The organism is Streptomyces sp. NPDC037100, from assembly GCF_055606225.1.
In genome coordinates this window covers 571,974-584,913 of record NZ_JBVJSX010000005.1, presented here as the reverse complement: position 1 = coordinate 584,913, position 12,940 = coordinate 571,974, and the positions used below count along the sequence as shown (strand labels likewise).

The following is a 12,940-nucleotide window of genomic DNA, read 5'->3' as shown; positions in this document are numbered from 1 at the left end:
GTCAGCTCACCACTCCGGTCATGACGCCCACGGGTACGGCGATGAAGCCGGCCGTGAGCAGCAGCGCGAGGACGTTGGCCGCGGCTTTCAGGGCGCGGTCGCGGGTGCGGCTGCCCGCGCCGAGGGTCTGGGCCGCGCTCCAGAAGCCGTGCCGGATGTGCAGGCCGAGCGCGAGCATCGCGACGATGTAGATGACGTTGCCGTACCAGGTAGAGAAGGTGTCGACGACGTTCTGGTAGGGGTGGCCCTCCTGGAACCCGCCCGCGTGCACGGTGCCGGTGGTCAGGTCGAGGATGTGCCAGACGATGAACAGCCCGAGGATGATGCCGCCCCACCGCATGGTGCGTGTCGCATAACTGGTCCGCGCCTTCTTGTGCGCGTACTTGCTCGGGCGGGCCTTGATGTCGCGGCGGCTGAGCTGGTACGCCGATGTGGCGTGGGCGACGACGGCGACGACCAGCACGATCCGGACGAGCCAGAGCGTCCACTCGTAGTGCATGAACGGCTCGCCGACGGTGCGCAGCCAGTGGGCGTAGTGGTTGAACTCGCCCGCCCCGAAGAAGATCTTCAGGTTTCCGATCATGTGAACGACCAGGTACAGCAGCATGATCAGACCGCTGACCGCCATAACGGTCTTCTTGCCGACGGTGGAGTCCCACACAGTGCGTGCGAAGGACGGCCGCCGGTCCGTCCGCGTTGCCAGAGCCATGGAACAGCACGCTACGGATCCACGTCCGATCGGTCCAAGACATGGTCCGGCTTGACTCCATAGGCTGCGGCTATGGTGGGAGCATGCAGTTCCAGCAGCTCCAGTACTTCGTGGCCGTGGCCGAGACCCGGCACTTCACCCGGGCCGCCGATCTCGTCCATGTCGCCCAGCCGTCGCTGTCGCAGCAGATCAAGGCGCTGGAGCGGGAGCTGGGGGCGGATCTCTTCCTGCGCGCCCGGGGCAACATCACGCTCACGGACGCCGGGGAGGCGCTCCTCCCGCTGGCCCGCCGCATCCTGGCCGACGCGGACACGGCCCGGCACGAGGTGCAGGAACTCGTGCAGCTGCGCAGCGGCCGGGTGCGGCTGGGGGCGACGCCGAGTGTGTGCACGGGCCTGCTGCCGGATGTGCTGCGGGCCTTTCACGACCGCTACCCGGGGATCCGGCTGGTGATCGAGGAGGGCGGATCGCACGATCTGGTGCGGGAGCTGGCCCGCGGGGCGCTGGATCTGGCGCTGGTGGTGCTGCCGGTGCCGACGCCGTCACCGGCGCTGACGACGGTGGAGCTGCTGCGGGAGGACCTTGTCGTGGTCTCCTCTCCGGACGCGCCGAGGCCGGGGCGGGGACGGCGTACCGTCCGGGTCTCCGACCTGGAGAGTGAGCGGCTGGTGATGTTCCGGCACGGGTACGACCTGCGCGAGCTGACCGTGGCGGCGTGCCGTGCGGAGGGCTTCGAACCCGACTTCGCGCTCGAGGGCGGGGAGATGGACGCGGTGCTGGGTTTCGTGCGGGCCGGGCTGGGGGTCGCCGTGGTGCCCCGGATGGTCGCGGCGAGGTCGGGCCGAGGCCTGCGGGTGACGCCGCTGGCCCGACCCGGACTGCATCGCACGATCGCGCTGGCGCATCGCAGTGACGTGGCCCCGCCCCGGGCCGCTCGGGAGTTGCAGCGGATGCTGCTCGAGCGGTGAGGCGGCTACCGCGCCGGAAGAGGGCCGGCGGCGGGCCGGTGGGAGGACGCCAGGCGCAGGATGTCGTCGACCGGCCACTGATCGTAGACGTGCTCGCCGTACTTGGCTTCCAGGATCCGGCCGTCGGAGCCGATCAGGAAGTCGGCGGGCAGACCGAGCCTGCCACCGGGCCGGCTGGTCGCGGGGAGCCGCTCACGGCCTCGGAGGACCTCCCGTCCGCCGCGCAGCACCGCCCGGACGACCGGCCCCCACGCGCGCGGGCTGAGCAGCGCCCGGGAAACGGCGTCATGCCACGTCCCCGCTCACTCAGCCACGCCCGACTCGCCTCGGCCGCCCTCGCCGTGATCGACCGCGACGGGCTCGCCGGGCTGTCCATGCGCTCGGTCGCGAAGGAACTCGGCATGAGCACCATGGCCCTCTACCGGTACGTCGACGACCGCGAAGAGCTGGAGAGGCTGGTCGTCGACCTCGTGCTCGAAACCGTGGACACCGAGGCTCCCGGCCCCGGACCGCACTGGCACGAACGCATCGAGGTGCTGGTGGGGCGGCTGCGCGACGCCGTGGCCGCCCATCCGGAGATCGTGCCCCTGACCGTCGCCCACCGGCACCGGTCCCTCCCCGGGCTGCGCTGGTCGGAATCCGTGCTCGGCGTGCTCACGGGGCCGGGTTCGACGGCACCCGGCGGGTGGTCGCGCTGCGGGGCCTGCTCGGGTACGTCATCGGCGCCATCCAGCTGGAGCACCTCGGGCCCCTGTCCGGCGAGGGCACGGTCGCCATCACCGAGCTGCCGGCCGACGCCTTCCCCCACATGACCGAGACCGCCCGGGACGCCCGGAAGGTCAGTGCCGACCGGGAGTTCCTGGGCGGTCTCGCGCTGCTGCTGCGCGGGCTGGACACCTGACCCTGCCGCGCACAGCGGCCCGGGCGTCAGCCCGTCGCGTCCACCAGTGCCAGTTCGTGCAGCCGCTCCGGCGGGCCCGGCCTCGCGTAGTACCAGCCCTGGGCCGTGTCGCAGCCGAGTATGCGCAGTTGGTCTGCCTGGGCTCCCGTCTCCACGCCTTCCACCGTCACCGCCAGGTCCAGGCTGTGGGCCAGGGAGACGATCCCCTCGACGATCTTCAGGTCGACGGGGTCCGCCGGGAACTGCTGCATGCTCTGGGTGAAGGACCGGTCCAGCTTCAGGACGCTGACGGGAAGCCGGCGCAGGTTGGCGAGGTTCGAGTAGCCCGTCCCGAAGTCGTCCAGGGCGATGTCGACACCCATCTCCGCCAGCCGCCGCAGCGGCTTGAGCAGATCGTCGTCCGCCCCGATCAACGCCGACTCCGTGACCTCCAGGCACAGCGCGTCCGGCTCTACGCCCGTGCGCTCCAGGATGTCGACCGTGTCCTGAACCAGTCCGGGATGCGTCAACTGGCACGGCGACAGGTTCACGTTGATCCGCAGCGGCCCCACCGCCTCGGCGCCGCCCTGCAGTTCCCGCCACTCGCGTGCCTGGCGCACCGCCTGCTCCAGCACCCACCGGCCCAGCGGCACGATCAGGCCGGTGTGCTCCGCGAGCGGGATGAACCGGTCCGGCCCGAGCACCCCGTGCTGCGGGTGCAACCAGCGCACCAGGGCCTCGGCTCCCCGGACACTGCCGTCGCCGAGATGCACCAGCGGCTGGTACTCGATGAAGAACTCGCCCCGCTCCAACGCCGTCGGCAGTGCCGTGGTCAGCCCGTGCCGGGTGATGGCCCGGGCGTCCGCCTCCGGATCTGCGAGTTCGAAGCGGTTGCCGCCCGCCGACTTGGCCCGGTACATGGTGATGTCCGCGCTGCGCAGCACCTCCGCCGGGCTGCGCTCCCCGGCCGGGCCCTCGACGATGCCGATGCTGCCGCGCACGGTGAGCTCCCGGCCGTCCACGCTGATCGGCGCCAGCAGCGCGTTCATGATGCGCCCGGCGAGCTCGTCGACGTCGCGCTGGGTGTCGGTTCCGGTGGTCAGCGCCACGAACTCGTCACCGCCGAGCCGCGCGACCATCTCGCCCGGTGTCGTGGCGCAGGACTGAAGCCGGTCGGCGACCTCCACCAGCAGCCGGTCGCCGGCCGCGTGACCGAGGCTGTCGTTGATGGTCTTGAAACCGTCGAGGTCCAGGTAGCACAGCCCGAACCGCTGGCCTTCCCCGGCGCCCAGGGCCTTCTCCAGGCGCTCGAAGAAGAACGTGCGGTTCGGCAGTCCGGTCAGCGCGTCGTGCGTGGCCTCGTAGCGCAGCCGCAGGTTCAGCAGCCGCCGCTCGGTGGTGTCCTCCATGAGGGCGAGCTGGTACTGCGGATCGCCGTCGGCGTCGCGCAGCAGGGAGACCGTCAGGTTCGTCCACAGGACGGTTCCGTCCGGGCGGTAGAACGCCTTCTCCAGGTGGTAGTGCTCCCGTTCGCCCCGCACGAGTTCGTCGTAGAGCCGCCAGGTCTGGGGAGCGTCGTCGGGATGGGTCCACTCCCGGACGTTGCGGCTGCGCAGCGACTGCTCGGAGACCCCGAACATGCGCAGCAGCGCGTTGTTGACCTGCAGTATGTTCCCCTTGAGGTCGGCCATGCCGATGCCTATGGCCGCGCCCTCGAAGACGGCGCGGAACCGCGCCTCGCTCGCGTGCAGGGCCTGCGCCACCACGCCCTGCGCCTGGAGGGCGGCCTGCGCGATGGCCTCCTGCTCGGCCAGGGTCCGCTCGCGCAGCGCCCGGGCGAAACCGGCCGCCATCGCGTGCTGGAGCCGCGCGCACCGGGCCCGCAGGTCCTCCTGGTCGCCGTCGCCCCCGCAGTACAGGACCAGGTAGGCGTCGACGCAGTCCAGGGTGCGGCTGAGCGCCTCCGGATCGGTGCAGTGCACGTTCACCAGGGCGGCTCCGACCGCCCTGCCCGCCTCCGGGTCGAAGGTCCGGGCCAGCAGTGCCTCGCTCAGCCGCCGCGCCTGGGGCAGCAGTTGCGCCTCGAACTCGGGCCGGGTCGACGACGTCGAGGTCACCGGGAAGACGGCCCGGCTCCAGATCGTCGCGAACCGGCGCAGTCTGTCCTCCGGCCCGTCCGGTTCCGCGGTCACGCCGTACGCCCCACGCCCGCGAACCCGGAGAACGCATACGGATCCTCGTCCTCCGGTGCGGTGTCGGGCCGCCAGCGCGGCATCGCCACCAGTCCGGGTTCCACCATGTCGTACCCCTCGAAGAACCGCGCGATCTCCTCGCGCGAGCGCATGATCAGCGGGTTGCGGATGTCCCTGTACACGTCCACCGCACCCCCGGCCCGCTCCGGCGGCAGCGGGATCCCCTCGTAGGAGGCGTGGGTGAGCACGAGCAGGCTGCCGGGCGCGAGCGCCTCGCCCAGTTCGGCCACGGCCCCGTACGGGTCGTCCTCGTCTTCCACGAAGTGCAGTATGGCAACGAGAAGCAGCGCCACTGGCTGATTCAGGTCGATCAGCCGCTCCACCTCGGGGCTGCGCAGGATTTCCTGGGGCTTGCGCAGGTCCGCGGCGACGACTCCCGTGTCCTCGTCGCCCTCCAGGACCGCCTGGCTGTGCGCAACGGCAACCGGGTCGTGGTCGACGTACACCACGCGGGCGCCGGGACGGGCGGCCTGCGCCTCCTCGTGCACATTGCCGAAGGTGGGGATGCCGGAGCCGATGTCGAGGAACTGGGAGATGCCCTGGTCGGCCGCGTAGCGCACGGCGCGGCGCATGAACGCGCGGTTCGCCTGCATGACCTTGGGAAGTCCCGGCATGAACTCCATGGCCCTGCGGGCCGCTTCCCGGTCCACCTCGAAGTTGTGCGATCCGCCCAGGTAGTAGTCGTACATCCGGGAAACGCTGGGCACCGAGATGTCGATGCTCCGTGGGGCCCAGGCGGGACGCTCCATCTATCTCTCCAAGGCGTAGGCGATCCGGTGTTCGAGCAGAGGCTACTGATCGCCCGCCAACGGAGCGACCCGAAACGGAAATTGACCATCCGTTCCCGGTCACTGCCTGCGGCACGTGCCGCATTGATACCCCTGCGCATGCGCTTCGAACACATGGCGAACAGTGTCCGGGGCATTCCGGAGAGTCCCGGGTCGGAGGGGGGAGTAATTCGATGAGTTCAGGTGAAGCACGGCAAAACGGTCCACCCCTCCGTGAGGCACGGAGGGGTGGACCGGGTCTGCGCATCGGGTGGACGAGCTGATCAACCCTGGGGAGGTCTCTCTACTACTCCGACGCGCCGACCAGCTTTCCGTCGGGCCGGACGGCGTACCAGGTGCCGCCGACGCCCTGGCCGTTGGTGTCGCCCGGAGCCTTGTCGCCGGCGAAGGTGTAGATGGGCGAGCAGTTGATCGTCTGCTGCTTGCCCTTGCCGTCGGTCCGGTCGAAGATCATGTAGCCCTTCTTCTGGATGCCCTTGGTGTCGGCGAAGTCGACGGGCTCCACGAGCGGCCACTTCTCCAGGCACGCACCGGTGCAGTTGGAGACCGGCTTGGGCCAGGCCTCGTCCTTCTTGAACCGGTAGACGGTCATGCCGTTCTTGTCGACGACGATCTCGCCGAGCTTGGGGTCCTCGCGCGTGGACAGCCCGGCCTGGACCGCTTCGCCGCCGCCCTCCGCACCGGCCTCGGCACCGCCCTGCGCCTTCTTGCCGTCGGGGGCGAGCGCGTACCACTTGCCGCCCACACCCTGGCCCTTGACGTCACCGGCGTTGACGTCCTTGGCGTAGCGGTAGGCGGGCCAGCCGGCGACCGTGAGCTGCTTGGTGCCGTCGGCCCGGGTGACCGAACCGAGCAGCGCCTTGTCTATGCCCTCGCCGGCCTCGGCGTCATCGGCCGGAACCGGCGGCCAGGTCTTGGCGCAGTCACCGTCGCAGTTCGACTTGGGCGGCTGCTCGGTGTCCTGGTCGAACCGGTACAGGGTGAGGCCGAGGCTGTCGGTGACCACCTTGCCGACCTTCTCGGCGGTGGAGACGGACAGCTTGCCGGCGGGGTTGGAGGGGCTGGAGGCACTCGGCGCGGCCGGCTGGCCGGTCGCGGCGCCGCCCGCCGTGCCCGCGGTGCCCGAGCCGATGTTTCCGTAGTCCCCGGGCGCCGCCGTGGCGCCCACGTTCTGGCTGGCCGCCGGTGGGCTGTCCTGACCGCACGCCGTCGTCAGCGCCAGGACCGCCGCGGCGCTCGCCACGAGTGAGGCGCTCCGCCAGGAGGTCTTCATCGTCAACTCCCCATAATCGCAAGGGTGTTGCAGCGCCCTGCTGCGCCGCCGCACGGTCATGAGTACGCATGGGGACGGTGATTGTGTTCAACCGTCGGCCAAATTTCTTTCCGGAACCTGTGACGAGTGCCGCCGGTCGTCGCACACGAGTGCACCTCGAGCTTCCTGCGGGCGACCGCGGATCAAACCGGCGATGCCCGGATATCCCTCTTTCGGGGCAATCCCCTTGCACCCCGGCCCGTCCGGGCGGCACAGGGCACATGATCTTCGTCGTGCATGGACCCCTTTCGACTCAAGCCGCCCTTGCGACAAGGGCCTTGGCGGCGGCGACGCTGACCTGGGCGCTCGTCGGCGCACCGGCCGGGGTCGCGGTGGCCGACTCCTGCGCGTACGCCTCGACGGGGCCGGACGGTATCGAGGCGGTGGCGTACGCCGGCAGCAAGAAGACGTGGCCGTGCCCGACACCCACGCCGACCCCTTCCCCGACGCCGACCCCGACTCCGCCGCCGAAGCCGACGCCACCGCCGAAGCCGACGCCGCCCCCACCACCCCCACCGAAGCCGACGCCCCCGGAACCGACCCCCACGGCCAAGCCCGAGCCGCCGCCGACACCGGCACCGCCCACGCCGCGCCCGGCACCACCCCCGCCGCGCCCGGCCCCGAGGCCCGTCCCGCCGACGCTCCCTCCCCCGGCACCGGAGCCCGCTCCCCCGCCGCCGGCGCCGCCGGCCACCCCCGCACCCGGCCCGTCCGCGACTCCCGTGCACTACCCGCGCTACCGCGCCGCCCCGCCGCGGCCCCGGCCGGCGAACGGCACGCTGTCGCCGCTCACCTTCGTCCTGCTCGTCACGGTGCCCGCGGTGGTGGCCGTCGCGGCGCTGCGCGCGCGCTGATCCCTGAAGCCCTGGAGGTATCTCTTGCCGGAATGGCTTGTTCTCACCCTCGCGATGCTGGCCGCGTGTGCCGTGGTGGTCGTCATCACCTTCGTACGTCACCGCACGGCGTCCGAGGACGAGGACCCCAGTGAGACCCCGGACGTCATCGAGTACATGACGATGTGGATCGGCGTGGTCTACGCCATCGTCCTGGGCCTGGCGATCGCCGGTGTCTGGGAGGGTCGCAGCGCCGCACAGGACCACGTCCAGGCAGAGGCGACCGCGCTGCACGAGATCTCGCAGCGGGTGCGGGTCTATCCGGCCGAGGAACGCGACCGCATCCGGGGCGACATCCGGACCTATGTGAGCCATGTCGTGACCACCGAGTGGGACACCATGGCCGACAAGGGCGAGGTCACCGGGCGCGGCACCGAACTCTTCGAGCGGATCCGCCAGGACGTCACCGACTATCAGCCGGCGACGGACTTCGAGGCCCAGGCCTACCAGCCGCTGCTGGACCAGGTGACCGCGGCCGACCAGGCCCGCATCGCCCGGGCCGAGTCGACCGGGGAGACGATGCCGGGCGTGGTGTGGTTCGGGCTGATCGCCGGAGCCGTCATCACCATCGGGATGATCTTCGCGCTGCAGATCCGCAGAACGACACGCGAACTGGTCCTCGCCGGGCTGTTCTCGGCGTTGATCGCCTTTCTGCTGTTCCTGATCTGGGACTTCGACTCGCCCTACAGCAGGGGCGTGACCGCCTCGGCGGATCCGTTCCTGAACCTCTTCCCTGGCGTCGGGGACTGACGGCGCCCCGCAGCACGGGTCCCGGCCGGGGGGCGCGCGACACGCCGTCGCCGTCCCCCGGCCGCCTGGGCGGTGTTCCCCCGGGCGGCGCACACCCGTGCCCCATTCGCACTACTGCGATCGCGCCGTCGCGCGCGTCTTCCTAGCGTTTCGGGCATCGAGGTGCATGTGTGACGTGAGCGGAACAGGTCCGCGGCTGCTCCTCGGGGACCGGAGGATTCACCATGCGCGCGATATGCCTCGCCTCTGCCGTACTGCTGGGCGCCGGCGCCCTCACCTCCTGCGTGCCCGCCGCCGACGCGGCGATGCGGACCGACTTCGGCTTCAGCGTCCTGCCCTCCACCGTGAGGGCGGGGGGTGAGGTGACCCTGCACGTCACGCGCAACCGGGCATGCCGGGGGGAGGCGGCGGTCGACTCACCCGCCTTCGACCCGGTCACCATCCCGCCGGACGAGTCCTGGACGACGGTGGTCGTCGACTGGGACGCCAAGCCCGGCGCCGTCTACGAGGTCGAGTTCGAGTGTGACGAGTCGAGCGGCATCGCGCGTCTGACGATCGCGGGCGGCCGGCCGACGCACCACCGCGCCCATCACCCGACGCACCACCCCCACAAGGGTGTGCACGCCGGTGAGGGCGGCACCCTCGCCGGCTTCGACCTCAAGGAGATCGGTCTGGGCGCCGCACTGATCGCCGGGTCGCTCGGGGTCGCCTATCACTTCTCGCGCCGCCGCACCGACGGGGACGCCGGCTGACACATTTCCGAGGCAGGCGTTCGCCCCGGCTCCCCTGGTGACAGGGAGCCGGGGCGAAATGCGTTCACGTGCGGGGCGGCGACGCGTCGAAGAGGAGCGGGGCGCCGCGTCAGATGCGCCGCTCGGCCCGGCGGCGCATCCAGAACACACCGCCGCCGACCACCGCCGCGGCCACCAGACCGCCGCCGATGGCCATGTCCGTCGGGGTCGCGCCGGTGGTGCTGCCGCCGCCGATGCCGCCGCGGACGCCGCCGATGACGGTGAAGGCATGCGGCTTGGTCATCCGCCTGCCGTTGCAGTCGACCGTGATGTCGTACGGACCCGGGCGGGCGTTGCTGTTGATGGTGGCGGTGCCCCTGGCCCTCTCGTTGGGGCCGGAGACGGGAGACAGATGCGTCGGCGAGAACGCGTTCGAGGTCGCCGTGCCGCCGCCCCGGCAGCCGTCGACCGTGATGGTCAGCTGGCCGCCCCGGGCGATCACGCTGGGCAGGGCGGTGATGTTGCTCGGCGTGTCCCACGCGACGGCCGCGGGGGCGGAGAGGCCGAGGGCGGCGACCGCTGCGCCGGCGACCGCCAGGGCACGAGTGTTACGCATGTGAACCTCCGCGGAAGACGCCCCGGGACCCGTCCCCGGTCGATCGGCGAGAAAGCGCCTCCCAGAAAGACAGTCAGTTGCCGTGCCTCGAGCCGCATTTCGGGAATGGTCCGTACCGGTGAGAGAAGGCGGTGCGGGAAGAGCGTCCGTTCGGATATCGCCGCAGGTCACGGACCGTCAGAAATTTCCTCCCGGCGGCAACTCGGATGGCTCACCTCATCTCCCCACACCACCCCTCACGGCCCCCGGCCACCCGTTCGCCGCCGCCCCGTCGCCGGTTTCACGGACGCCACTTAGCGTTCTGCTATGCGCGATGGACACGGCGACGGCCGCGTCGAGAGGGGATGGCGAATGTCTGCGTCCGAGCTGGCCCAGGCGGAAGAGGAGGCGCGGCCCAGGAAGCGCGCCCCGTGGGGCGTGATAGCGCTGGTTCTGCTGACCGGCCTCGCTCTCATCCGGAACGGTTCGGGAGAGTTCGACGAGGGGCCGCCACAGCCGGCGAGTGCGGCAGCGGCCGACAGCCGGGTGCCCGGCGGCACCTTCGCGGGAAGCGTTCGTCCCTTGCCCTACGCCCTCCCCGACCGGGTCAGGATCCCGGCGATCCAGGTCGACGCGCCGATCATCCCCGTGGGCCTGGACGCGGACGGCTGGGTCGGTGCGCCGCCGCCGGAGGACCCCAACCTGGCCGGCTGGTTCACCGGTGCCGTCACCCCCGGCGAGAAGGGCACCGCGGTCGTGGTCGGCCATGTCGACAACCAGCAGGGTCCCGCCGTGTTCTACGGCCTCGGGGCCCTGAGGAAGGGACATCGCGTCGAGGTCGCCCGGCAGGACGGAAAGACCGCCGAGTTCGAGATCTACGGCGTCGAGGTGTTCGAGAAGAACAACTTCCCCGGCGACCGTGTCTACGCCTCCAAGGGCGCGCCGGAGCTGCGGGTCATCACCTGCGGCGGCGGTTTTTCGAAGCAGGACGGCTACGCGGGGAATGTCGTCGCCTTCGCCCGCCTGGTCGCGGTGCGCTGAGCGCTCGCGACACGGGCGGGCGAAAGCCCGGACGCGTCCCTTACGCGTAGTCCCGCCGGGGCACGGTGACGTGGTAGCCGGAGTCCAGCAGTTGGGGCAGATAGCGCCGCAGGGCCCGCACACTCTGCGAGCGGTCGCCGCCGGCGTCGTGCGAGAGCACCACGACGCCGGGCGCGGCGCCGCGTTCGACCCGGTTCGCGATGGCCCGGACCCCGGGGGTGGTCCAGTCGAGGGTGTCGACCGTCCAGCCGAGGGGCTCCATGCCGAGTTCGGCGCCGAGCCGGAAGGCGGTGCGGTTCCAGGCGCCGTAGGGCGCGCGGAACCACTCGGGGCGCTCCCCGTAGGCGTCCTCGATGACCTCGCTGGTGCGTTCCATCTCGGAGCGGATCTGCCGTCGGGTGAGGCTGGTGAGCAGGGGGTGGGACCAGGTGTGGTTCCCCACGACATGGCCCTCGTCGGCCATCCGGGCCAGCAGGTTCCTGCCGCCGGCGACCATCTCGCCGCACACGAAGAACATCGCCCGCACGTCGTACTCGGCCAGAATGTCCAGGATGTGCGGGGTGTAGCGGGGATCGGGGCCGTCGTCGAAGGTGAGCACCATGGTGCGGCCTCGGCCGGACACGCGCAGCGGCGCCTCACGGTGAACCAGGGGCCGACGGGGTGCGGCGCGCGGCGGGCCGTAGCCGGTCAGGGGCTGAAGCCGGTACGCGGAGGACTTGACGAGGCGGCGGGCCTGGGGGCCCGAGGCGGGGGTCGAGGTGCCGGGTCCGTCCCCGGTGACAGCCGTGACCACTCCGGCCGTCGCGGCCGCTCCCACGGCGCCGGCGCCCGCGATCAACACGTGGCGCCTGGTGAACAGCCGGGTGGGCAACTGATCCTTCTTCATGACTCATGAGTCGCCTGGCGGAAGGCCGACGCACACGAGCAACACCGGTGCGGCGGCACACATTCACCCCTTCGGCCCAGACGGGTGGTCAATGGGGGCGCGCCAGCGGGAAGGGCAGGGTCTCGCGGATGGTGAGTCCGGTGAGGAACATGTGCGGTGCCGGACGCGGTCCTGGTCGGACAGGCCGGAAAGGGGGTCGGCGGGCTCGGTCCCGTCCCCTCCGGCGAGGCCGAGCGCCGCCAACGACGCAGCCCCTCCGTGGTGGCGGGCCGCTGCCCGCCCTTCGGGTGCCCTTTTCCCCGGAGTTTGCGCATGGACGGTACGGAGACGAAGCCTCGGCGAGGCCGACGCGGGCGAGGGAGGCGGCCTCCGCGTAGCAGAGGAAGCGGGGATACCACTCGGGGTGGTACTGGGCGTTGGAGCGGTACAGGAGCCTCCAGCTGCCACCGCTTGGAGACGAGCAACAGCAGGCGGCGCCAGAGGCGGAGCACCGGCCCGGCGCCGATGCGGGCGCCCTCCTCGAACACGCGGCGGAGCACGGCGAAGTTCAGCGAGACCTTGCGCACGCCCGTCGAACGCTCGCGCCCCGCGCGGCACGGGAAGCCCTGGGCTTCGCCCGCCGGTCACCGTCCTGCCCGGCAGCCGGACCTGGGGGTTCCGATAGCCTCGCGGCGTGACGGAACAGCACTCCCATCAGTTCGAGCGGGGCACGGACGGGCCGAAGGTGATCGTGGCCGGGGTGGACGGCTCCGACTCCTCCTTGCGTGCCGCGGCCTACGCGGCCGGACTGGCCCGGCGGCAGCACGCGCTGCTCGCCGTGGTGTACGTGCAGCCCGTGCTGGCGGCGGGTGCGGCGCTGGGGGCGCCGGTGGCCGGGACGACGGACGAGATCGCCGAGGACCTGGTGGCGCAGATCCGCGACGCGGCCGAGCGGCTCAAGGGGATATTCGAGGTCCGCTGGGAGTTCCACACGTTCCGCGGCGACCCGTACAACGGCCTCGTGACGGCCGCCGACGAACTCAAGGCGGACGCGGTGGTCGTGGGTGCCTCCGAGCAGGCGGGCCACCGCTTCGTCGGCTCGGTGGCGGTACGCCTGGTGAAGGCGGGGCGGTGGCCGGTGACGGTGGTGCCGTAG

Annotated in this window: 15 protein-coding genes and 1 pseudogene; 7 read left to right on the top strand and 9 right to left on the bottom strand. The window is 71.5% G+C overall.

Annotated elements, in window-relative coordinates; all coding sequences use genetic code 11:
• Position 1 precedes the first annotated feature (1 nt).
• Entirely contained in the window at positions 2 to 709 is a 708-nt protein-coding gene (locus ACZ7EG_RS19970; RefSeq protein ID WP_471080145.1) for a succinate dehydrogenase, read from the bottom strand.
• A gap of 83 nt (positions 710 to 792) precedes the next feature.
• Between ACZ7EG_RS19970 and ACZ7EG_RS19965 the strand changes: the two genes are divergently transcribed.
• Positions 793 to 1,677 carry a LysR family transcriptional regulator gene (locus tag ACZ7EG_RS19965; RefSeq protein WP_471080142.1) on the top strand — a complete coding sequence of 295 codons (885 nt, stop codon included), beginning with the start codon at positions 793 to 795 and terminating at the stop codon, positions 1,675 to 1,677.
• 5 nt (positions 1,678 to 1,682) lie between these two features.
• On the opposite strand, the gene ACZ7EG_RS19960 is transcribed toward ACZ7EG_RS19965, so the two are convergent.
• Complete coding sequence (locus tag ACZ7EG_RS19960; protein ID WP_471080139.1) at positions 1,683 to 1,907, bottom strand: hypothetical protein; 225 nt, start codon at positions 1,905 to 1,907, stop codon at positions 1,683 to 1,685.
• A gap of 57 nt (positions 1,908 to 1,964) precedes the next feature.
• Between ACZ7EG_RS19960 and ACZ7EG_RS19955 the strand changes: the two genes are divergently transcribed.
• Positions 1,965 to 2,489 (top strand): TetR/AcrR family transcriptional regulator, encoded by a 525-nt coding sequence (locus ACZ7EG_RS19955; RefSeq protein WP_471080136.1) that lies wholly within the window; start codon positions 1,965 to 1,967, stop codon positions 2,487 to 2,489.
• 115 nt (positions 2,490 to 2,604) lie between these two features.
• Here ACZ7EG_RS19955 and ACZ7EG_RS19950 read toward each other — a convergent pair whose 3' ends face one another.
• The 4 genes from ACZ7EG_RS19950 to ACZ7EG_RS19935 form a co-directional block, all read right to left on the bottom strand.
• Positions 2,605 to 4,749, bottom strand: coding sequence for a putative bifunctional diguanylate cyclase/phosphodiesterase (locus tag ACZ7EG_RS19950; protein WP_471080133.1), 2,145 nt, complete (start codon positions 4,747 to 4,749; stop codon positions 2,605 to 2,607).
• Complete coding sequence (locus ACZ7EG_RS19945) at positions 4,746 to 5,558, bottom strand: SAM-dependent methyltransferase (protein ID WP_471080128.1); 813 nt, start codon at positions 5,556 to 5,558, stop codon at positions 4,746 to 4,748. The genes ACZ7EG_RS19950 and ACZ7EG_RS19945 overlap by 4 nt, the downstream gene beginning before the upstream one ends.
• 325 nt (positions 5,559 to 5,883) lie before the next feature.
• Positions 5,884 to 6,870: an SCO0930 family lipoprotein gene (locus ACZ7EG_RS19940; protein WP_471080125.1), complete on the bottom strand. Its 987-nt coding sequence runs from the start codon at positions 6,868 to 6,870 to the stop codon at positions 5,884 to 5,886.
• A gap of 292 nt (positions 6,871 to 7,162) precedes the next feature.
• Positions 7,163 to 7,495, bottom strand: a complete 333-nt coding sequence (locus tag ACZ7EG_RS19935) for a hypothetical protein (RefSeq protein ID WP_471080122.1) — start codon at positions 7,493 to 7,495, stop codon at positions 7,163 to 7,165.
• A 136-nt stretch (positions 7,496 to 7,631) separates the two neighbouring features.
• Between ACZ7EG_RS19935 and ACZ7EG_RS19930 the strand changes: the two genes are divergently transcribed.
• The 3 genes from ACZ7EG_RS19930 (at position 7,632) to ACZ7EG_RS19920 (ending at position 9,304) form a co-directional block, all read left to right on the top strand.
• The gene (locus tag ACZ7EG_RS19930; RefSeq protein ID WP_033308025.1) at positions 7,632 to 7,763 is read left to right on the top strand and encodes a hypothetical protein; all 132 of its coding nucleotides are present in this window, start codon (positions 7,632 to 7,634) and stop codon (positions 7,761 to 7,763) included.
• Between the two features lie 24 nt (positions 7,764 to 7,787).
• Complete coding sequence (locus tag ACZ7EG_RS19925) at positions 7,788 to 8,552, top strand: bestrophin-like domain (protein WP_471080119.1); 765 nt, start codon at positions 7,788 to 7,790, stop codon at positions 8,550 to 8,552.
• A 224-nt stretch (positions 8,553 to 8,776) separates the two neighbouring features.
• Positions 8,777 to 9,304: a hypothetical protein gene (locus ACZ7EG_RS19920; RefSeq protein ID WP_471080116.1), complete on the top strand. Its 528-nt coding sequence runs from the start codon at positions 8,777 to 8,779 to the stop codon at positions 9,302 to 9,304.
• Between the two features lie 109 nt (positions 9,305 to 9,413).
• Here ACZ7EG_RS19920 and ACZ7EG_RS19915 read toward each other — a convergent pair whose 3' ends face one another.
• Complete coding sequence (locus tag ACZ7EG_RS19915) at positions 9,414 to 9,899, bottom strand: hypothetical protein (RefSeq protein ID WP_471080113.1); 486 nt, start codon at positions 9,897 to 9,899, stop codon at positions 9,414 to 9,416.
• Positions 9,900 to 10,250: 351 nt separating this feature from the next.
• On the opposite strand from ACZ7EG_RS19915, the gene ACZ7EG_RS19910 reads away from it, so the two are divergent.
• Positions 10,251 to 10,919 (top strand): class F sortase, encoded by a 669-nt coding sequence (locus tag ACZ7EG_RS19910; protein ID WP_471080110.1) that lies wholly within the window; start codon positions 10,251 to 10,253, stop codon positions 10,917 to 10,919.
• A gap of 40 nt (positions 10,920 to 10,959) precedes the next feature.
• Here the strand turns inward: ACZ7EG_RS19910 and ACZ7EG_RS19905 are convergent, their stop codons facing one another.
• The gene (locus tag ACZ7EG_RS19905) at positions 10,960 to 11,805 is read right to left on the bottom strand and encodes a polysaccharide deacetylase family protein (protein ID WP_471080108.1); all 846 of its coding nucleotides are present in this window, start codon (positions 11,803 to 11,805) and stop codon (positions 10,960 to 10,962) included.
• Between the two features lie 111 nt (positions 11,806 to 11,916).
• Positions 11,917 to 12,374 (bottom strand): annotated as a pseudogene (locus ACZ7EG_RS19900) (phosphatidylglycerol lysyltransferase domain-containing protein); the annotation flags it as partial.
• Between the two features lie 104 nt (positions 12,375 to 12,478).
• Here ACZ7EG_RS19900 and ACZ7EG_RS19895 point away from each other — a divergent pair.
• Positions 12,479 to 12,940, top strand: a complete 462-nt coding sequence (locus ACZ7EG_RS19895; RefSeq protein WP_471080105.1) for a universal stress protein — start codon at positions 12,479 to 12,481, stop codon at positions 12,938 to 12,940.